Raw genomic sequence first — 19525 nt, 5'->3', positions numbered from 1 at the left:
CCTGTTCAGTCATGAACGGCTTCTCCGGTCTTTTTACTTTTGAACATATCCAGTGCCAGCATGACAGCGCCCACAGTGATTGCACTGTCGGCAAAGTTGAACGCCGGGAAATGCCAGCGGTTCTGCCAATGCACCAGGATGAAATCGATCACATGGCCCAGGGCAATGCGGTCATACAGGTTGCCCAGCGCGCCACCGAGCACCAGCGCCAGCGCAACGGCCAGCCAGGTCTCGTTGCGCCCCAGACGCTTGAGCCACACCACCAGCACCGCACTGACCACTATGGCGATCAGGGCAAACAGCCAGCGTTGCCAGCCGGAGCTGTCGGCCAGGAAGCTGAAGGCCGCGCCGGTGTTGTAGGCCAGGGTCCAGCTGAACAGATCGGGGATCACCACGATCTGCTGGAACATCTCGAGCTTGCCCTCGAAGTAGAATTTGCTGGCCTGGTCGATGACCAGAACCAGCAAGCTCAACCAGAGCCAGCTCAGTCGCCCGAAGCGACCAACGGCGTTAGGCCCGGCTGCATTAGGCATAGTGACGAACCTCGCCCGCGCCGCTGATGTTGTCGACGCAACGACCGCAGATTTCCGGGTGCTCCGGATTCACACCGACGTCTTCACGGCAGTGCCAGCAACGGGCGCACTTGGCGAAGGCCGACTTGACGATTTTCAGCTTCAGGCCGCTGACTTCGGTGACTACCGCGTCTTCTGGCGCCTTAACAAACGGCGCAACGCTGGCGGTGGAGGTGATCAGCACAAAGCGCAGTTCGTTGCTCAGCTTGGCCAGGTCGGCGCTCAGCGCGTCTTCGGCGAACAGCGTCACTTCGGCTTGCAGGTTGCCACCGACGGCCTTGGCCGCGCGCTGGATTTCCATTTCCTTGTTGACCGCTACCTTCACTTCCATGATGCGGTCCCAGTAGGCGCGACCCAGCTCGAAGCCTTCCGGCAGCTCGGTCAGGCCTTCGTACCAGGTGTTGAGCATCACGGACTCGTTGCGCTCGCCCGGCAGGTACTGCCACAGCTCGTCGGCGGTGAACGCCAGGATCGGCGCGATCCAGCGCACCAGCGCTTCAGAGATGTGGAACAGTGCGGTCTGGCACGAACGACGGGCCTTGCTGTCGGCGCCGGTGGTGTACTGGCGGTCCTTGATGATGTCGAGGTAGAAACCGCCCAGCTCCTGCACGCAGAAGTTGTGGATCTTCGAGTAGACGTTCCAGAAGCGGTATTCGCCGTAGTGTTCTTGCAGCTCGCGTTGCAGCAGCAAGGTGCGGTCCACGGCCCAACGGTCCAGCGCGAGCATTTCTTCGGCCGGCAGCAGGTCGGTGGCCGGGTTGAAGCCGGTCAGGTTCGAGAGCAGGAAACGCGCGGTGTTACGGATACGCCGGTAGGCGTCCGCACTGCGTTGCAGAATCTGCTCGGACACTGCCATTTCGCCCGAGTAGTCGGTCGAAGCAACCCACAGGCGCATGATGTCGGCGCCCAGGGTGTCGTTGACCTTCTGCGGTGCAATGACGTTGCCCAACGACTTGGACATCTTGCGGCCGGACTCGTCGACGGTGAAACCGTGGGTCAGCAGCTCGCGGTACGGCGCGTGGTTGTCGATGGCGCAACCGGTCAGCAGCGACGAGTGGAACCAGCCGCGGTGCTGGTCGGAACCTTCCAGGTACAGGTCGGCACGTGGACCGCTTTCGTGGCCCATCGGGTGCGAACCGCGCAGGACGTGCCAATGCGTGGTGCCCGAATCGAACCAGACGTCCAAAGTGTCGCTGATCTTGTCGTACTGTGGCGCTTCAGCGCCCAGCAGTTCGGCCGCGTCCAGCTTGAACCAGGCTTCGATGCCTTCGACTTCGACGCGCTTGGCAACTTCTTCCATCAGTTCAACGGTGCGTGGGTGCAGCTCGCCGCTTTCCTTGTTCAGGAAGAACGGGATCGGCACGCCCCAGTTGCGCTGGCGGGAGATGCACCAGTCCGGACGGTTGGCGATCATCGAGTGCAGGCGCGCCTGGCCCCAGGCCGGAACGAACTTGGTGTCTTCGATGGCTTTGAGCGAGCGCACACGCAGGGTGTCGCCCGTGGTCGGCTGCTTGTCCATGCCGATGAACCACTGCGCGGTGGCGCGGTAGATCAGCGGGGTCTTGTGGCGCCAGCAGTGCATGTAGCTGTGTTCGATGACGGTGGTGTGCATCAGCGCACCGACTTCGGTCAGCTTGTCGACGATGGCCGGGTTGGCCTTCCAGATGAACTGGCCGCCGAAGAATTCCAGCGACGGCACGTACACGCCGTTGCTTTGTACCGGATTGAGGATGTCATCGTTGACCATGCCGTACTTCTTGCAGGTCACGAAGTCGTCCACGCCGTAGGCCGGGGCGGAGTGAACCACGCCGGTGCCGGCGCCCAGTTCCACGTAGTCAGCCAGGTACACCGGCGACAGACGGTCGTAGAACGGGTGACGGAAGTTGATCAGTTCCAGTGCGGAACCTGCTGCGGTGGCCAGCACGGTGCCTTCAACGCCGTAACGGGTCAGGCACGATTCGACCAGCTCTTCAGCCAGCACCAGCAGCTTGTCGCCGATGTCGACCAGGGCGTAGTTGAATTCCGGGTGGACGTTAAGCGCCTGGTTGGCCGGGATGGTCCACGGGGTGGTGGTCCAGATCACGATCGAAGCAGGCTTGGCCAACGATGGCAGACCGAAGGCGGCAGCCAGCTTGGCTTCATCGGCAATCGGGAAAGCCACGTCGATGGTCGAGGACTTCTTGTTCTCGTACTCGACTTCCGCTTCGGCCAGGGCCGAACCGCAGTCGAAGCACCAGTTCACCGGCTTCAGGCCCTTGAACACGAACCCGCCCTTGACGATTTCGGCCAGGGCACGGATTTCACCGGCTTCGTTCTTGAAGTCCATGGTCTTGTACGGGTTGGCGAAGTCGCCCAGCACGCCCAGACGGATGAATTCGGACTTCTGCCCTTCGATCTGCTCGGTGGCGTAGGCACGGCACAGTTCGCGGGTCTTGTCCGCGCCCAGGTTCTTGCCGTGGGTCACTTCGACCTTGTGCTCGATCGGCAGGCCATGGCAGTCCCAGCCCGGAACATAAGGCGCGTCGAAGCCCGACAGGGTCTTCGAACGGATGATCATGTCCTTGAGAATCTTGTTCAGTGCGTGACCGATGTGAATCGTGCCGTTGGCGTACGGAGGACCGTCGTGCAGGACGAACTTCGGACGATCCTTGCCAATCTCGCGCAACTTTCCGTACAGGCCAATGCTGTCCCAGCGCTGCAGAATCTGCGGTTCGCGCTGAGGCAGGCCGGCCTTCATTGGGAAGGCGGTGTCCGGAAGGTTTAGCGTGGCTTTATAGTCGGTCATTTAAGGCTCTTCATTAGCGATTGGCGCTAGGTGCGACAGGGCACGGGCGGCGGCGACATCCGCATTGATCGCCGTCTTAAGCGCCTCCAGAGAGGCGAAACGCTGCTCTTCACGCAGCTTGTGGTGGAAAACCACCGTCAAACGCCGGTCATACAGATCGCCGGCAAAATCTAAAAGATGGACTTCGAGGTGGGCTTTGCCATCTCCCTGGACCGTGGGGCGAACGCCGATGTTGGCGACACCTGGCCAGGTCTTGCCGTCGATGTCGACGTTAACCAGGTAAACCCCGGTCAGCGGCACGCGACGACGCTTGAGTTGAATGTTGGCGGTGGGTGTACCCAACTGCCGCGCCAGCTTCTGGCCGTGCAGCACGCGACCGGCGATCCGGTACGGGCGCCCCAGCAACCGCTCGGCGAGGGCAAAGTCAGCGGCGGCCAGGGCGTTACGCACCTGGGTGCTGCTGACGCGAATGCCATCGAGCTCGACGGTCTGCGCCGCTTCCACGGTAAAGCCCTGCATGACGCCGGCCTGTTGCAGGAAATCGAAATCCCCTACCCGGTCACAGCCGAAACGGAAGTCGTCGCCGACTTCAAGGTGCTGCACGCCCAGCCCATCAACCAGGATGGTATCGACGAATTCACTGGCGCTGAGTTTGCTCAGGCGCTGGTTGAAGGCCAGGCACAGGACCCGGTCGACCCCTTCGGCGGCCAGCAGCTGCAGCTTGTCACGCAACCGGGCCAGACGGGCCGGCGCCGTGTCCGGGGCAAAGAATTCCCGTGGCTGCGGCTCGAAAATCACCACGCAGCTGGGCACGCCCAACTCCAGCGCACGCTCGCGCAGCCGCGCCAGGATAGCCTGGTGGCCACGGTGTACACCGTCAAAGTTGCCAATAGTGGCGACACAGCCCCGATGCTGGGGGCGCAGATTGTGGAGGCCTCGAACCAGCTGCATAACGCGCTTCTTGCTCATAAAGTGGTCGATTATAACCACACCCGGCGGCCGACGACAGGCAACACCGTATCCCAAAGTAATCGAGCCGACAAAAACGCCGGCTCGCCCGTGTTTATCAAGACCCTGGCCTCAGCCAAGCGTCTTGCGGTTGAAGTCGCGCAACCGAAAGCCCATCAACACTAACATGCCGAAATACGCCACCACACCGGCAATCACCAAAGCGCCCAGGCGCAGGAAACGCTCAAGCATCTGGCCATCGCCCCAAGCGGGCATGAAGTGCATGCCAGCCAGCAATACCGCGGACATCACCGTGACCGCGACCACCAGCTTGGCGCCAAACTTCGCCCAGCCCGGTTGCGGTTGGTACATCTGCTGCTTGCGCAGTTGATAGAACAGCAGCCCGGCATTGAGGCAGGCACCGGCACTGATGGCGAGCGCGAGACCCGCGTGTGCCAACGGGCCGATCAACAGCAGGTTGAACAACTGCGTGACCACCAGGGTGAAAATCGCGATTTTTACCGGCGTGCGAATGTTTTGTTGCGCATAAAAGCCCGGCGCCAGCACTTTGATCACGATAATCCCGAGCAACCCGACCGAATAGGCGATCAGTGCGCGCTGGGTCATGGCCGCGTCATGGGCATCGAATTGACCGTACTGGAACAGTGAAACCGTCAGCGGCTCGGCCAGGATTCCCAACGCCAGGGCGCAAGGCAGTACCAGCACGAAACACAGGCGCAGGCCCCAATCGAGGATTCGCGAGTATTCCTGGCGATCCTTGCTGGCGTAGGTCTTGGCCAGGGTCGGCAGCAAAATCGTGCCCAACGCCACGCCCAACACACCGGACGGCAACTCCATCAGGCGGTCGGCGTAGTACATCCAGGACACCGAGCCGGCCACCAGGAACGAGGCAAAGATGGTGTTGATGATCAGCGAAATCTGACTGACAGACACCCCGAGAATCGCCGGCAACATCTGCTTCATCACCCGCCAGACGCCGCTGTCGCGCAGACTCAGGCGTGGCAGGACCAGCATGCCGATCTTTTTCAGGTGCGGCAGCTGGTAGAGCAACTGCGCCAGGCCGCCCGCCAGTACGGCCCAGCCCAGCGCCATCACCGGGGGATCGAAGTACGGCGTCAGGAACAGCGCAAAGATGATCATGCTGACGTTAAGCAGGGTCGGCACAAAGGCCGGCACCGAAAAACGGTTCCAGGTATTGAGGATCGCGCCGGCCAATGAAGACAGGGAAATCAGCAGGATGTAAGGAAAGGTCACTCTCAGCAGACTCGTGGTCAGCTCGAACTTCTCCGGCGTATCGACGAATCCCGGCGCAGTCACCCAGATCACCCACGGGGCGGCAAGCATGCCCAACGCCGTGACGAGCGCCAGTACCAGCGTCAGCAGGCCTGAGACATAGGCAATGAAGGTTCGAGTCGCCTCATCGCCCTTCTGACTCTTGTATTCGGCAAGAATCGGTACGAATGCCTGGGAAAACGCCCCTTCGGCAAAAATCCGCCGCAACAGATTGGGCAGCTTAAAGGCGATGAAGAAGGCGTCGGTCGCCATTCCTGCACCGAATGCACGCGCGATGAGGGTGTCACGGACAAACCCCAAAACCCGGGAAAGCATCGTGATAGAGCTGACGGCGGCCAACGATTTGAGCAGATTCATTGAAAGAGTTTGTGCCTGTCGATAAACAGCAGGCGAACTACGCGCCTACTTATGCGATACTCCGCGCCGCAACAGCACAGAGCCAAAGCTCGCGAGTTTACAGGTCGCACGCTGGAAAGAAATATCCAGAGGTGTAGTACCTACCACTTAGCGGAACGTCTCAACCGCCCTTGACAAGACCTCAACTCATCGGCATGATTCGCGGCCTATTTTGTTTGCTATTTCCTAAAAAGTCTTTCGAGGAGCTCGACGGTGGCCAACTCACCTTCCGCCAAAAAACGTGCAAAACAGGCTGAGAAGCGTCGCAGCCACAACGCCAGCCTGCGTTCCATGGTTCGTACCTACATCAAGAATGTAGTTAAGGCCATCGACGCAAAAGACGCTGAAAAAGCTCAAGCTGCTTACGTTCTGGCTGTGCCAGTTATCGACCGTATGGCCGATAAAGGCATCATCCACAAGAACAAGGCTGCTCGTCATAAGAGCCGCCTGAATGGCCACGTAAAGGCCCTGAACGTTGCCGCTGCTGCCTAAGCGACTCGTTCATTAAAAAACCGACCTCAGGGTCGGTTTTTTATTGCCCGCGATTTGATGGGCGCGCAAAAAAACTGTGGGAGCGGGCTTGCTCGCGAAGGCGCAGTGTCAGTCGACATCAATATTGACTGACACTGCGCCTTCGCGAGCAAGCCCGCTCCCACATTTGGATTTGCGTCTGATTATTGAGCGCTGGCCCACGGCAAGATCGGAATCGCCGTCACCGCATTCTGCGGGCTACCCTCGATCAACCGATCGCTGTACACCAGGTACACCAGCGTATTGCGCTTCTTGTCGAGAAACCGCACCACCTGCATGGTCTTGAAGACCAGGGACGTGCGCTCCTTGAACACCTCGTCACCGTCCTTGAGCTCACCCTTGAAGCTGATGGGCCCGACCTGGCGACAGGCGATGGACGCCTCGGCGCGGTCCTCGGCCAATCCCAGCCCACCCTTCACGCCGCCGGTCTTGGCCCGCGACAGGTAGCACGTCACACCCTCGACCTTGGGATCATCAAAGGCCTCGACCACGATGCGATCGTTCGGGCCGACGAACTTGAACACCGTCGACACCTGGCCAATTTCCTCGGCCGACGCCAACAGCGGCATCGCCAGCAGCAATCCCAACAATCCTTTTGCCACGCGCATCAGGTATTCCTTCAGACCAGAATCAGGTTATCGCGATGAACCAGTTCCGGTTCCGCCATATAACCCAGGAGACCGACAATCGCCTCAGACGACTGACCGATGATTTTTTGTGCCTCCAGCGCACTGTAGTTGGCCAGCCCACGGGCAATTTCACGACCGTCGGGCGCGACGCACACCACCATTTCGCCGCGACGGAAGCTGCCCTGGACCAACTTGACTCCAACCGGCAGCAGGCTCTTGTTGCCCTGGGACAACGCCGTCACCGCACCCGCATCCAGCACGAGGGTGCCACGGGTTTGCAGATGCCCGGCCAGCCATTGCTTGCGCGCCGCCAGCATGCCGCGCTCAGGCGAGAGCAAGGTGCCGATGCGCTCGCCCGCCTTGAGGCGATCCAGCACGCGCTCAAGACGACCACCGACGATGATCGTATGGGCACCGGACCGCGCCGCCAGGCGTGCCGCCCGCAACTTGGTCTGCATGCCGCCGCGCCCCAGCGCACCGCCGGTACCGCCCGCCACCGCGTCGAGCGCCGGATCATCGGCGCGCGCCTCGTAGATCAGTTGGGCATCAGGGTTGTTACGCGGATCGGCGTCGAACATGCCATCGCGATCCGTCAGGATCACCAGCAGGTCAGCCTCGACCAGGTTGGCCACCAGCGCCGCCAGGGTATCGTTGTCGCCGAAACGGATTTCATCGGTGACCACGGTGTCGTTCTCGTTGATCACCGGGATGACTTTGAGCTCAACCAGCGCGCGCAAGGTACTGCGCGCGTTCAGGTAGCGCTTGCGGTCGGACAGGTCATCGTGGGTCAGGAGAATCTGCGCAGTGTGCCGGCCATGCTCGGCAAAGCTCGACTCCCAGGCCTGCACCAAGCCCATCTGGCCGATTGCTGCAGCGGCCTGGAGCTCGTGCATCGCACTGGGTCGAGAGGTCCAGCCCAGACGGCTCATGCCGGCCGCCACCGCCCCGGAGGACACCAGCACCAGCTCGACACCCGCCTCATGCAAGGCCACCATCTGTTCAACCCAGACACCCATTGCCGCGCGATCCAGGCCCTTGCCGTCCGCCGTCAGCAAAGCGCTGCCGATCTTCACGACCCAACGCTGCGCACCTGTCACCTTGCTCCGCATCATCTTCAACCTTAGCTTGAGGGCAGCGCGACCTGGCACTGCCCATGACGTTATTCGTGACCAACGATCGATTTACAGATACTAAAACGCCGCTCGATTGAGCGGCGCTTAAGTTTATCGCAACGAATCAGTCACGCACGTAAATGATTTCCGGACCGTCTTCGTCATCCACATCTTCTTCGTCCCAATCATCGTCACCGATGTCGTGGACCGACTTCACGCCGCTGCGACGCAGGGCACGCTTGTCATCCAGCGCCTGCAGCTGCGCGCGAGCCTCGTCTTCGATGCGCTGATCGAGATCCGCCAGCTCTTCCTTGTAGGCCGGGTCGTTGGCCAGGCGATCGGCACGATCTTCCATGTAACGCATGATGTCGTGGCACAGACGCTCGGTACCGAGCTTGGAGATGGCCGAGATCACATAGACCGGACCCGTCCACTCCAGGCGATCAACGATTTCCTTGACGCGAGCATCGTGCTCTTCTTCGAGGATCTGGTCGCACTTGTTCAGGACCAGCCAGCGATCACGCTCCGCCAGCGACGGGCTGAACTTGATCAGCTCGTTGACGATCACTTCAGCGGCATCCGGCGCGCTGGCATCATCCAGCGGCGCCATGTCCACGAGGTGCAGTAGCAGACGCGTACGCGCCAAGTGCTTGAGGAAGCGAATACCCAGGCCGGCACCCTCGGAAGCACCTTCGATCAAACCCGGAATATCGGCAATGACGAAGCTCTTCCAGCGATCGACACTGACCACACCCAGGTTCGGCACCAGCGTGGTGAACGGGTAGTCGGCAACTTTCGGCTTGGCGGCCGAGACCGAACGGATAAAGGTACTTTTACCGGCGTTCGGCAAACCCAGCAAACCTACGTCCGCCAGTACTTTCATTTCCAGTTTCAGGTCGCGCTGCTCACCCGGCTTGCCCGGCGTGGTCTGGCGCGGCGCACGGTTGGTACTGGATTTGAAACGGGTGTTGCCCAGCCCGTGCCAGCCGCCCTGCACTACCATCAGTTTCTGACCGGCCTTGGTCAGGTCACCGATGACTTCCTGAGTCGCGGAGTCGATCACCGTGGTGCCGACCGGAACGCGCAGGATCAGGTCTTCACCCTTCTTGCCGGTGCAGTCGGTGCTGCCGCCGTTGGAGCCACGCTCGGCATCGAAGTGCCGGGTGTAACGGTAGTCCACCAGGGTGTTGAGGTTTTCGTCGGCCATCATGTAGATGGAACCGCCATCACCGCCATCACCGCCGTTCGGGCCACCGTTCTCGATAAATTTTTCCCGACGGAAACTCATGGCGCCATTGCCGCCGTCACCAGCCTTTACGCGAATCGATACTTCATCAACAAACTTCATAACAAACGCCTCTCGCCATACGGACGAGCCGAAAAACAATCAAGACATAAGACTCTTGCAAAAATGAGCGCAGCGACCCCAAACCACGATACCTACATCGTACGCCAACAGCCCATACAAACAGCTTTGCAAGAGACTCACCCCACAAACGAAAAAGCCCCGTCGCGAGACAGGGCTTTTCCAGCGATCGCGCAATTAAGCCGCGACTACGCTCACGTAACGACGACCGAAGGCGCCTTTTACTTCGAACTTGATCACGCCTTCGACTTTAGCGAAGAGAGTGTGATCTTTACCCATGCCAACGCCGTAGCCAGCGTGGAATTGGGTGCCGCGCTGACGCACGATGATGTTGCCTGCTTTGATAGCCTGGCCGCCATACATCTTCACGCCAAGGCGTTTGGCTTCTGAGTCGCGACCGTTACGGGTACTACCACCAGCTTTTTTGTGTGCCATGAGTTCAATTCTCCTAGTGAGGAATTAGGCTGTAATTAAGCCTGAATACCGGTGATTTTGATCTCGGTGTACCACTGGCGGTGGCCCATACGCTTCATGTGGTGCTTACGGCGACGGAACTTGATGATGCGGACTTTATCGTGACGACCTTGGGAGATCACTTCAGCCACAACGGTAGCGCCAGCAACAACTGGAGCGCCGATATTCACGTCGTCACCGTTGGCAACCAACAGAACGCGATCAAAGGTAACGGATTCGCCGGTAGCGATTTCCAGTTTTTCGATCTTCAGGTATTCACCTGGGGCGACTTTGTACTGCTTGCCGCCAGTAACGATTACTGCATAAGACATGGTATTTCTCCGATAATCCTGCTCACCCAGCTCTTTATAAGAAGAGGTATTGGCTGGCATGGCTGCATGGGGCTGGAGGCCCGCTTGCAATTGCGTAAGGCAGGTGCTGCCCAGGAAGTTCAGGGTGCGCGATTGTACGCAAGGCACGAGCGCCTTGCAATAGGCCGTCCATCGCGCCTTGACACCTGCAGGCGTGGGTCCTAGCATGCCGCGCAACCCTTCTGGAGCAACTGTCGCTGATGCAACCCCAAGCTTTCTACCGCGCGGTGGCGGACGATTTTAGCGCCGTCGACGGCATCATCAAGAAGCAGCTGACTTCCCGAGTGCCGCTGGTATCGAAAATCGGCGATTACATTACCTCGGCTGGCGGTAAACGCCTGCGTCCATTATTGGTGCTGCTGTGTGGCAAGGCCCTCGGCCGCGAAGGCGACGACCTGCGCCTGCTGGCCGCCACCATCGAATTCCTGCACACCGCCACCCTGCTGCATGACGACGTGGTCGACATGTCCGGCATGCGCCGTGGCCGCTCGACCGCCAATGCCATGTGGGGCAATGCGCCGAGCGTGCTGGTGGGCGACTTCCTGTATTCGCGCTCCTTCGAAATGATGGTCGAGCTGGGCTCCATGCCAGTGATGAAGATCCTTTCGCAAGCCACGCGCATCATCGCCGAAGGCGAAGTGTTGCAGCTGTCGAAGGTGCGTGATGCCAGCACCACCGAAGAAACCTACATGGAAGTCATCCGCGGCAAGACCGCGATGCTCTTCGAAGCCTCGACCCACAGTGCGGCCGCCCTGGCCGGTGCGACGCCCGAACAGTGCGAAGCGCTGCGCACCTTCGGCGACCACCTGGGCGTGGCCTTCCAGCTGGTCGACGACCTGCTGGACTACAAAGGCGATGCCGAGACCCTGGGCAAGAACGTCGGTGACGACCTGGCCGAAGGCAAGCCGACCCTGCCGCTGATCTACACCATGCGCGAAGGTACCCCGGAGCAGGCTGCACTGGTGCGCAAGGCGATCCAGAAAGGCGGCATCGAAGACCTCGAAAACATCCGCGCAGCCGTGGAAGCCTCCGGCTCGCTGGAGTACACCGCGCAACTGGCCCGTGATTACGTGGCCCGTGCGATCAAATGCCTCGATGCGCTGCCAGCCAGCGAGTATCGCGATGCATTGGTCGAGTTGAGCGAGTTCGCAGTAGCCCGCACACACTGACCCCTGTAGGAGCCGGCTTGCTGGCGATCGCATCACCTCGGTGCCCCTGACACACCTGGTTGTATGCATCGCCAGCAAGCCGGCTCCTACAGTCCCACCTTCCCGCTCTAAAACCCTATACAATGTGCGCTTTTTAGCGATCCTGAATCCAAAGGAGCCTTAGTGAGCACGTTGCCACCCTGCCCGAAATGCAATTCCGAATACACCTACGAAGACGGCGCCCAGCTGATCTGCCCCGAGTGCGCCCACGAATGGTCCGCCAGCGGTGAAGCGGAAGCTGTGTCCGATGACGCCGTGAAAAAGGATTCGGTCGGCAATGTCCTGCAGGACGGCGACACCATCACCGTGATCAAGGACCTCAAGGTCAAGGGCACGTCGCTGGTGGTCAAGGTCGGCACCAAGGTCAAGAACATCCGCCTGTGCGATGGCGATCACGACATCGACTGCAAGATCGACGGCATCGGTCCGATGAAGCTCAAATCCGAGTTCGTCCGAAAAGTCTGATTCAGCTGTACGCCATCCCGCGCCTTGTCGTGGGGTGGTGCTTCGCCCTACCCGCCTCGCCCAATGAATCCTCGCAATAGCCAAACGCCAGCCGTTTTGACCTTACGCAATCTTTACCCTGAAAAAAGCCCAAAGCGCCAATAGGCCCTTGCTATTTATTGAATAAGAATTATTCTCATTGAACCCAATCAACGGAGATGAGAAGACATGACTTATTTGATCGATGCCTGGCTGGACCGCCCACACCCCTACCTCAGGATCCTGCATCGGGAAACCGGGGAAGTCTGTGCCGTGCTGGAAGAAGAAGCCTTGAGCGAATTGCAGGATCAGGGCGACCTGGACGTCAACGGCTTGAGTTCCAGCGAGCCGGTGGTGCTCAAGGAAGTGGTGCGCAACCTGTTCCTGTTCTGCTATGCCCGGGCGTTGCGCCCGACCAATGAACTGCATCACAAGATCGAAATATGAAAACCGCTAAACCTGTAGGAGCTGGCTTGCCAGCGATAGCGGTGTGTCAGGCAACGTGTTTGTTGACTGAACCAACGCCTTCGCGAGCAAGCCCGCTCCCACATTAACCCGAGGTCATATCGGGCCAGGTATTACAGAACGTCCAGCAGCTCGACGTCGAATACCAGTACGCTGTGCGGCGGAATGCTGCCAACGCCTTGAGCGCCGTAAGCCAGTTCGCTCGGCACGTACAGGCGCCATTTGCTGCCGGCATTCATCAGTTGCAGTGCTTCGGTCCAGCCAGCGATCACGCCGCCAACCGGGAATTCCGCAGGCTGGCCGCGCTCGTATGAGCTGTCGAACACGGTGCCGTCGATCAGGGTGCCGTGGTAGTGGGTACGCACGGTGTCTTCACGGGATGGCTTGGCGCCTTCACCGGCTGTCAGCACTTCGAACTGCAGGCCGGAAGCCAGGGTGGTGATGCCATCACGCTTGGCATTTTCAGCCAGGAAGGCCAGGCCTTCGCCAGCGGCCGCTTCAGCCTTGGCTGCAGCTTCGGCCTGCATGATTTCGCGAATCACCTTGAAGCTCGCGGACATTTCTTCCTGGCCAACACGGCTTGGCTGACCGGCAAACGCGTCGGTCAGGCCTGCCAGGATCGCGTCCAGGCTAACGCCCGGCGGCGGGTTGTCGCGCAGCTGGTCGCCCAGCTGACGGCCAATGCCGTAGCTCACGCGGGTTTCGTCGGTGGACAGATTTACTTCGGACATGACACTGCTCCGCTCTGGGGCCTTCCGAAAAGGTACTAATTCCTACAGAACCTTCCGAAAAGCCCTACATAAAAGGGCGAGCAGACTAGCACAGTTGCCATGGCATTGATGAGAGGCGTCAGGCGATCGGTACCTTCAGGTTTTCCTCGATATCGGCGACCAACCCGCACATTTCGTCATGTACCACCGTGTGCACCAGGTTGAAGTGCAACTTGGGAAAGGAGCGAAGCACATCCCGGGCATGTTCCACAGAGCGCAGGCTCAGCATATGGCCGTGGGTATCGCTCAACGGATACGCCGCACCGTGCATCCGCGCCTCCAGCAGGTAGATACCCCCTTCCATCGAAATCAGGTTCAGCTCATCGACCTTCCCGGCGACGGCATAGGCATTCAGCTCTTGCAGGTTCATGAACGCACCTCACGCAGTGGCGAGTTAACACCTTTACAGGGATATGCCTCGGCGCCTCAAAGCACAAGCCGAAAACGACGCCGCCCGTCTGTTTTGCAACAGACGGGCGGCGCGTGAGGAACAGGACAGCCGTTGTTTAGTGCTTGGTCACTTTATCCAGGTAACCCATGGCAAATGCCGACACCACAAAGGTCATGTGGATGATGACATACCACTGCAAATGCTCGGGGTCGACGTTCTTGGCGTCCATGAAGATGCGCAGCAGGTGGATGGACGAGATCGCCACGATCGAGGCGGCCACCTTCATTTTCAGCGACGAGGAGTCCATGGTGCCCAACCAGTTGAGCTTTTCCTTGCTGTCGTCGATGTCCAGTTGAGAAACGAAGTTCTCATAACCGGAAATCATCACCATCACCAGCAAACCGCCTACCAGCGCCATGTCGATGAGCGACAGCAGCACCAGAATCAGGTCCGATTCGGCCATCGAAAAGACGTTGGGGATGACATGGAAGACTTCCTGGAAGAATTTCAGCGCCAGTGCCAACAGCCCCAGGGACAGACCGAAATAGATCGGCGCCAACAGCCAGCGCGAGGCATACATTGCATTTTCGATAAAGCGTTCCATTGAATCTCACAGTAGGTCTGAAAATGGACGCGAGTATAACAGCCACCTGTCCATACCCAGAAGCCGCCAGAAACCATTGGGAAATCCGCAACCTGCGCGTGTGTGTCAATTTTTTCTGCTAGTGTCCAACCCATTGACAGCAAAATGACATCGGACAGGAAGACTGGAAATGGATGGGCGATTGCCTTTTACGAGTGCCGGAATTTGCCTGGCTCTGCTGCTCAGCGCCTGCTCGCCCAGCGACGAGAAGCGCCAGGTCAGCCTCGAGGAAAAAACGGCTCAGTTCGAAAAGTCCCTGGACGCCATCGAGGACCCGAAACTCAAGGATGAGATATCTGAGCTGGGTGGCTCGCTGTTGTTGCTCGAGCGCGCACAACTCAAGCTCGACAGCAAACCCGTGGAAACCGAATACGGCGAAGACGCCCTCGCCGTGCTCAAGCACTACCCGACGCCCCAGGCCCTGGTCGACACCTACATCAACGGCCTGTTCGTCCTGCACAAGGACTCCAGCTCCGACTACCTGACTGACCTGCAACCGGTGTTTCCCTTCAACTTCAGCATCCCGGCGGCATTCCTGTTTCCCCATGGCCTGCAATGGCAGTCGGTCACCCTGAGCAACAAACGGGTCATCGCCTTCCAGCCGGAATGGTCGGAAACCGACCCCGGCATTCAACTGAGCCCATCGAGCTCCAACCTGACCAACCCTGACGACCTGACCGTGACCTATCCGTTCATTGAAGGCCTGGACGTCGATATCAAAAACCAGCCACAACCGGTGAGCCTGCAAGGCAAAGTGGAGGTCATTGCACCCCGCCGGCTCTACAGCTTCGACCTGACGAAAAAGGACGTCGGCCAGACCCGCACCAACGACAACCTGAGCGTCACCCTGCTGAGCCTTACGGATAACCACGCCGAAATCGAGTTCAGCAACAGCGCGCCGCTCGCCCCCGAGATCGCTGAAACACCATTGAACCCGTTGATCGTCCAGGCCAGGGATACCACAGGGCAGTTTCTGTCGCGCTCAGGATCCATCAATGAAACTGCTGCGCAAATCGCCTTCTACCAGAAGCAACTGGCGAAGATGCAACAACAGAAGCTCTGGAGCGAGTCACTGGAAAACCAGCTCAATGAAGAACAGCGAGCCTTCGAGAAACAACAGAAACGCCACTACTCCAAGGTGTATTTCAATGGCCCCATCGAAACCCTTGAGGTCAGCCTGCTGGATTTCTCCAGCGTGACCGTGACCCGCAAGGACTTGAACCTGCCGGTACGCCGCTTCGATCCCCATACCACGGCGAAAACCGTCCAGCCGCTGAACTTGCCGGTGGTGGTCTACGACGACAACGCCGCGACCTGGCTCAAGGGCGCGACCTTGACAGAGGAACAGCTGAAAGCAGGCGTCAGGATCAATCAATCGGTCGAGGACCCCAGCGCTGCACGCGTGGAGTTCACTCACCTGCGCAGCTTCAATGATGAACTGCTCGGCACCTCGTTCAACCCTGGCGAAAGCCCGGTCAGTTTCTTCACCGAAGACAGCAGCGGCAACCGCGATGAGCCAATCGAATTGCCACCCGAGGCCTATGAGGTCGACCCCCTGCGCGGCACCATCACCTACGACCTGAACCTGTTCCCACAAACGCCGGCCTTTGTGGTCGGTTCCATCCCGCTGTTCCTGGCCACCGTCGACAAGCAGGCCTACGATGCCCGTCAATTGCCCAAGGGCCTTGAACTCAAGGGCAATGCACTGGTGGTGGATGCGAAAGTGTTTCCCGAACAGGACTGGCGGTTTTTTGCCAAGGATGACAGCGGTAATTACTTGAAGGAAATTCTTGCAGTCAGCCATGACGCGAGCACAGAAGGCCCTGCGTTATTCGCCGTGCATTACTTCTACGGGCAACCCACGCGCCTGGAAACCTATCAACGAACTGACCTCGCTACCGTGCAGTACGGTTTCGAGGTCAAGCTCGACAAGGCTGACATGTCCAGCCAGCCCCAATAGCGCTATCAGTGCTCGGGCCGGAACTCGAAGCCACCCACGTTACGACAACGGCCACCGTTGATTTCCCGCAGCTGGGCTTGCAGATGCAGGCACCAGATCTGCGGGTCATCGGCCAGTTCATAGCCATGCAGGGTCAGGCTTTCAACAATGGTATCGAGGATGGACTCGGCTACAAAAGGGCCATGGAACGGGCCTTGGGCCTTGATGGCTGAAGGTTGTTCGCCAGCCATTCCGGCGGCGAAGAGCAAGGTCCACATGCCCGTATCGCCAGCCAGCGGCTTGATGGCGCATTCGATACGGGTCACAAGACCCAGGCATTGACGGGTGAGACAGAGGTTGCGCGACATGGCGGCGACCCTCGGTAGATCCGGTATTCAGCCTCCACGGGAAGGCTGTCTCGATCCAGTGATACTGTCGATATCCTTGAGCAGAGAATAGAGGAAAAGTCTGACTAGCACGTCAAGTAAGACCAGAAGGCGCCGAATGGTCATAGTGTGAATATTGGCGCCAGAGTGATGGCACTTTTTCAGGTTTCACCCGATTGAACTGTAGGAGCAAGCTTGCTCGCGATGGCGGAGTGACAGTCAACATCGTTGTTGTCTGAAAGATCGCTATCGCGAGCAAGCTTGCTCCTACAGGTGGATCGGGGAGTCTCAGGGTCAGGCCGGCTTGGCCTCCACCAGCGCCTCGACCGCCATTTCCTTTTCAGCCTCTTTCAGATCTTCCTCGCTGATCATCTCCGCGATCACCCGCAAGCGCTCCACCACCCGTGCGTTGACGCTGCCTTCAGGGAACTCGCCATTCTCATCGGGCTCGCCCGCCGGCTCGCCCACCAGCAGGCTCAGCGCCTCGTCAGCCTGGCGCACGGCATAGACATGGAACTGACCGGCGCGCACCGCCGCCAGCACTTTCTCATCGAGCATCAAGGTGGCGACGTTGGCGTGGGGTATGATCGCGCCTTGCTCGCCCGTCAGCCCGCGGGCTTCGCAGAGACGGAAGAAGCCTTCGATCTTCTCGTTGACGCCGCCCACGGCCTGCACTTCACCGAACTGGTTGATCGAGCCGGTAATCGCAAAGCACTGCTTGAGCGGGGTTTTCGACAAGGCCGAGATCAGGGTGCACGCCTCGCCCAGGGACGCACTGTCACCGTCGACGTAACCGTAGGACTGCTCCAGCGCGATGCTCGCGGAGATCGCCAGCGGAAACTCCTGGGCGTAACGACTGCCCAGGTAACCGGTGAGGATCATCACCCCTTTGGAGTGAATCGGTTGACCGAGGTTGACCTCACGCTCGATGTCGACGATGCCGCTACCACCCGGGTACACCGTGGCGGAAATCCGCGCCGGTACACCGAAGGCCGAGTCACCGACTTCCAGCACTGTCAGGCCGTTGCACTTGCCGACCGCCGCGCCCGCGGTGTCGATCAGGATGATCCCCGCCAGCATGTCATCTAGAATCCGCGCCGACACACGTCCCGTGCGGGTGGCCTTGGCCTTGAGCGCGCGCTCGATGTGCCCGGCGTCGGTCATCTCATCGCCGGCCAGGTGACGTATGAAGTCTGCCTCGCTGACCAGCTGGAACAGATCGCCGATGCGCGCCGACAAGCGTCCCTGATGCTCCGCCAGCCGAGCGCTGTAGGTTGCCAGGCGCGCCACTGCATCGGCGGTCAACGGCGCCATGCCTTCCTCGGAAGTTCGGGTCTTGAGCAACTGGGCGAACTGCTCCAGGCTCTCGTCGACCATCGGAATGTCTTCATCGAAATCCACCAGGACGCGAAACATTTCCTGGAAGTCCGGATCGAGGTCTTGCAACGTGTAGTAGAGCTGGCGGGCGCCGATGATGACGACCTTGACCTGCAATGGAATGTGCTGCGGCGTCAGGGTGACGGTGGCGAAACGGCCCATCTCGCCCAGTGGCGATTCCATTTTCAGTTTGCGCGATTGCAGGGCGCGCTTCAGCGCATCCCACACGAACGGTTCGCTGAGCATCTTATCCGCTTCCAGGATCAGGAAGCCGCCATTGGCCCGGTGCAACGCACCCGGTCGCAGTTGCCGATAGGTGGTGTAGAGCGCGCCCTGGTCGGTGCTGTACTCGATGCGGCCGAACAGGTTTTCGTAGGTCGGATGCGGCTCGAACACCACGGGCGCGCCACCACTGGCCGAATGCCCGACCACCAGGCTCGGCGCGTATTGCTCCTCCAGCAGCTTGCGGGCGACCGCATCGGTCTTGCTGTCGTCGACCAGTTGCTCGACCACGGTCTTGAGCAGATACACCTGCATCGCTTGCAGGTAACCGCACACCGCGGCGTTCTCGGCGTATTTCTCCGACAACGGCGACAGCAATGGCTGCAGAGCCAGGGTAATGGTCTCTTCGTTGAGATGGCGCAGTTGATTGCTCGATTCGCGCTTCCATTGCGGCAGGCTGGCGAGCTCCTCGTTCAGGCGCTCTTCGAGATTGGAAATATCCTCATGAAAGCGTTCGCGCTCGGCTTCCGGCAATTGGGCGAACTCCGCCTCGTCCAGCGCCTTGCCCTCGAGCATCGGCGTGAAGGCGATGTTGCTGCTGTCGCGGTACAGCGCGACCTCTTTTTCCAGCGCCAGCCGCTCGATCACGTCCAGCGCCTTGTCGTAGCGCTGGTTGAAGGCGCGGTCGATGGCGCTTTTTTTCTGCTGGTAGGACGGGTGCTCGAACACCGCCGGAAAGGTCGCCAGCAGGTTGTCGATCAAGCCGTTGATATCACCGATGAAGGCACCGGCGGTGCCCGACGGCAACTCCAGGGCGCGCGGTTCGCGCGGTTCATCGAAATTATTGACGTAGACCCAGTCCGCCGGGGTCTGCAGGCGCTTGCCTTCGGCCTTCAGGTAGCGTTTGACGAACGAGAAGCGACCGGTGCCAGGCTCGCCCATGACGAATACGTTGTAACCGGGGCGTGGCATGGCCACACCGAACTGCAAGGCTTCGACCGCGCGTTCCTGGCCAAGCACACCGCGAAAGGGCTCCAGATCATTGGTGGTAGAGAAGCTGAACTGTTCAGCGGAAAACGGACGGGTCAGCGCTTCGGGCGCTAGACGCAAGCTGGCAGCAACAGGATCAGGCATCGGGCTTCCTTAACAATCAGGCGGGGCAGA

General features: G+C 59.7%; 19 protein-coding genes. 5 read left to right on the top strand and 14 right to left on the bottom strand.

Annotated elements, in window-relative coordinates; genetic code table 11:
• Positions 1–5: 5 nt before the first annotated feature.
• From lspA to murJ, 4 genes are all read right to left on the bottom strand, one after another.
• Positions 6–533: a signal peptidase II gene (lspA, locus tag NPS56_RS10450; RefSeq protein ID WP_274074537.1), complete on the bottom strand. Its 528-nt coding sequence runs from the start codon at positions 531–533 to the stop codon at positions 6–8.
• On the bottom strand, positions 526–3357 hold the full coding sequence (ileS, locus tag NPS56_RS10445; protein WP_274074536.1) for an isoleucine--tRNA ligase: 2832 nt from the start codon (positions 3355–3357) through the stop codon (positions 526–528). Before ileS ends, lspA begins: the two co-directional genes overlap by 8 nt.
• Positions 3358–4308, bottom strand: a complete 951-nt coding sequence (ribF, locus tag NPS56_RS10440; RefSeq protein WP_046815716.1) for a bifunctional riboflavin kinase/FAD synthetase — start codon at positions 4306–4308, stop codon at positions 3358–3360.
• 129 nt (positions 4309–4437) lie between these two features.
• Complete coding sequence (gene murJ, locus NPS56_RS10435) at positions 4438–5976, bottom strand: murein biosynthesis integral membrane protein MurJ (protein ID WP_274074535.1); 1539 nt, start codon at positions 5974–5976, stop codon at positions 4438–4440.
• A gap of 252 nt (positions 5977–6228) precedes the next feature.
• Here murJ and rpsT point away from each other — a divergent pair, with 252 nt between their 5' ends.
• A complete protein-coding gene (gene rpsT, locus NPS56_RS10430) occupies positions 6229–6507 on the top strand; it encodes a 30S ribosomal protein S20 (protein ID WP_020798646.1) in 279 nt (92 codons plus the stop codon).
• A 182-nt stretch (positions 6508–6689) separates the two neighbouring features.
• Here the strand turns inward: rpsT and NPS56_RS10425 are convergent, their stop codons facing one another.
• From NPS56_RS10425 to rplU, 5 genes are all read right to left on the bottom strand, one after another.
• Positions 6690–7154, bottom strand: coding sequence for a CreA family protein (locus tag NPS56_RS10425; protein WP_274074534.1), 465 nt, complete (start codon positions 7152–7154; stop codon positions 6690–6692).
• Positions 7155–7165: 11 nt separating this feature from the next.
• On the bottom strand, positions 7166–8284 hold the full coding sequence (gene proB, locus NPS56_RS10420; protein WP_033047437.1) for a glutamate 5-kinase: 1119 nt from the start codon (positions 8282–8284) through the stop codon (positions 7166–7168).
• 127 nt (positions 8285–8411) lie between these two features.
• Positions 8412–9635, bottom strand: coding sequence for an Obg family GTPase CgtA (gene cgtA, locus NPS56_RS10415; protein WP_274074533.1), 1224 nt, complete (start codon positions 9633–9635; stop codon positions 8412–8414).
• Positions 9636–9830: 195 nt separating this feature from the next.
• Positions 9831–10088, bottom strand: coding sequence for a 50S ribosomal protein L27 (gene rpmA, locus NPS56_RS10410; RefSeq protein WP_003281574.1), 258 nt, complete (start codon positions 10086–10088; stop codon positions 9831–9833).
• Between the two features lie 35 nt (positions 10089–10123).
• A complete protein-coding gene (rplU, locus tag NPS56_RS10405) occupies positions 10124–10438 on the bottom strand; it encodes a 50S ribosomal protein L21 (RefSeq protein WP_003176051.1) in 315 nt (104 codons plus the stop codon).
• Between the two features lie 239 nt (positions 10439–10677).
• Between rplU and NPS56_RS10400 the strand changes: the two genes are divergently transcribed.
• The 3 genes from NPS56_RS10400 to NPS56_RS10390 all read left to right on the top strand — a co-directional run bounded on the left by NPS56_RS10400 (position 10678) and on the right by NPS56_RS10390 (position 12615).
• Positions 10678–11646 carry a polyprenyl synthetase family protein gene (locus NPS56_RS10400; protein ID WP_008058287.1) on the top strand — a complete coding sequence of 323 codons (969 nt, stop codon included), beginning with the start codon at positions 10678–10680 and terminating at the stop codon, positions 11644–11646.
• A 162-nt stretch (positions 11647–11808) separates the two neighbouring features.
• A complete protein-coding gene (locus NPS56_RS10395; RefSeq protein ID WP_020798653.1) occupies positions 11809–12150 on the top strand; it encodes a zinc ribbon domain-containing protein YjdM in 342 nt (113 codons plus the stop codon).
• Positions 12151–12357: 207 nt separating this feature from the next.
• Positions 12358–12615 (top strand): hypothetical protein, encoded by a 258-nt coding sequence (locus tag NPS56_RS10390; RefSeq protein ID WP_180204545.1) that lies wholly within the window; start codon positions 12358–12360, stop codon positions 12613–12615.
• Positions 12616–12746: 131 nt separating this feature from the next.
• Here the strand turns inward: NPS56_RS10390 and NPS56_RS10385 are convergent, their stop codons facing one another.
• The 3 genes from NPS56_RS10385 to NPS56_RS10375 all read right to left on the bottom strand — a co-directional run bounded on the left by NPS56_RS10385 (position 12747) and on the right by NPS56_RS10375 (position 14398).
• Positions 12747–13364, bottom strand: coding sequence for an FKBP-type peptidyl-prolyl cis-trans isomerase (locus NPS56_RS10385; RefSeq protein ID WP_137804297.1), 618 nt, complete (start codon positions 13362–13364; stop codon positions 12747–12749).
• Positions 13365–13482: 118 nt separating this feature from the next.
• The gene (locus NPS56_RS10380; RefSeq protein WP_274074532.1) at positions 13483–13773 is read right to left on the bottom strand and encodes a DUF6482 family protein; all 291 of its coding nucleotides are present in this window, start codon (positions 13771–13773) and stop codon (positions 13483–13485) included.
• A gap of 136 nt (positions 13774–13909) precedes the next feature.
• Positions 13910–14398, bottom strand: coding sequence for a TIGR00645 family protein (locus tag NPS56_RS10375; RefSeq protein ID WP_007970904.1), 489 nt, complete (start codon positions 14396–14398; stop codon positions 13910–13912).
• Positions 14399–14567: 169 nt separating this feature from the next.
• Between NPS56_RS10375 and NPS56_RS10370 the strand changes: the two genes are divergently transcribed.
• Positions 14568–16397 carry a hypothetical protein gene (locus NPS56_RS10370; protein ID WP_274074531.1) on the top strand — a complete coding sequence of 610 codons (1830 nt, stop codon included), beginning with the start codon at positions 14568–14570 and terminating at the stop codon, positions 16395–16397.
• Positions 16398–16402: 5 nt separating this feature from the next.
• Here the strand turns inward: NPS56_RS10370 and NPS56_RS10365 are convergent, their stop codons facing one another.
• Both NPS56_RS10365 and NPS56_RS10360 read right to left on the bottom strand, forming a co-directional pair.
• Positions 16403–16744 (bottom strand): hypothetical protein, encoded by a 342-nt coding sequence (locus NPS56_RS10365; protein WP_046815727.1) that lies wholly within the window; start codon positions 16742–16744, stop codon positions 16403–16405.
• A 312-nt stretch (positions 16745–17056) separates the two neighbouring features.
• A complete protein-coding gene (locus tag NPS56_RS10360; protein WP_274074530.1) occupies positions 17057–19495 on the bottom strand; it encodes a Lon protease family protein in 2439 nt (812 codons plus the stop codon).
• Between the last annotated feature and the right edge of the window lie 30 nt (positions 19496–19525).

Origin of the sequence: Pseudomonas putida, from assembly GCF_028682635.1 — a bacterium.
Lineage (GTDB): Bacteria > Pseudomonadota > Gammaproteobacteria > Pseudomonadales > Pseudomonadaceae > Aquipseudomonas > Aquipseudomonas putida_AE.
The sequence above is the reverse complement of the archived record's forward strand: the minus strand, read 5'-3'. Positions and strand labels throughout refer to the sequence as shown.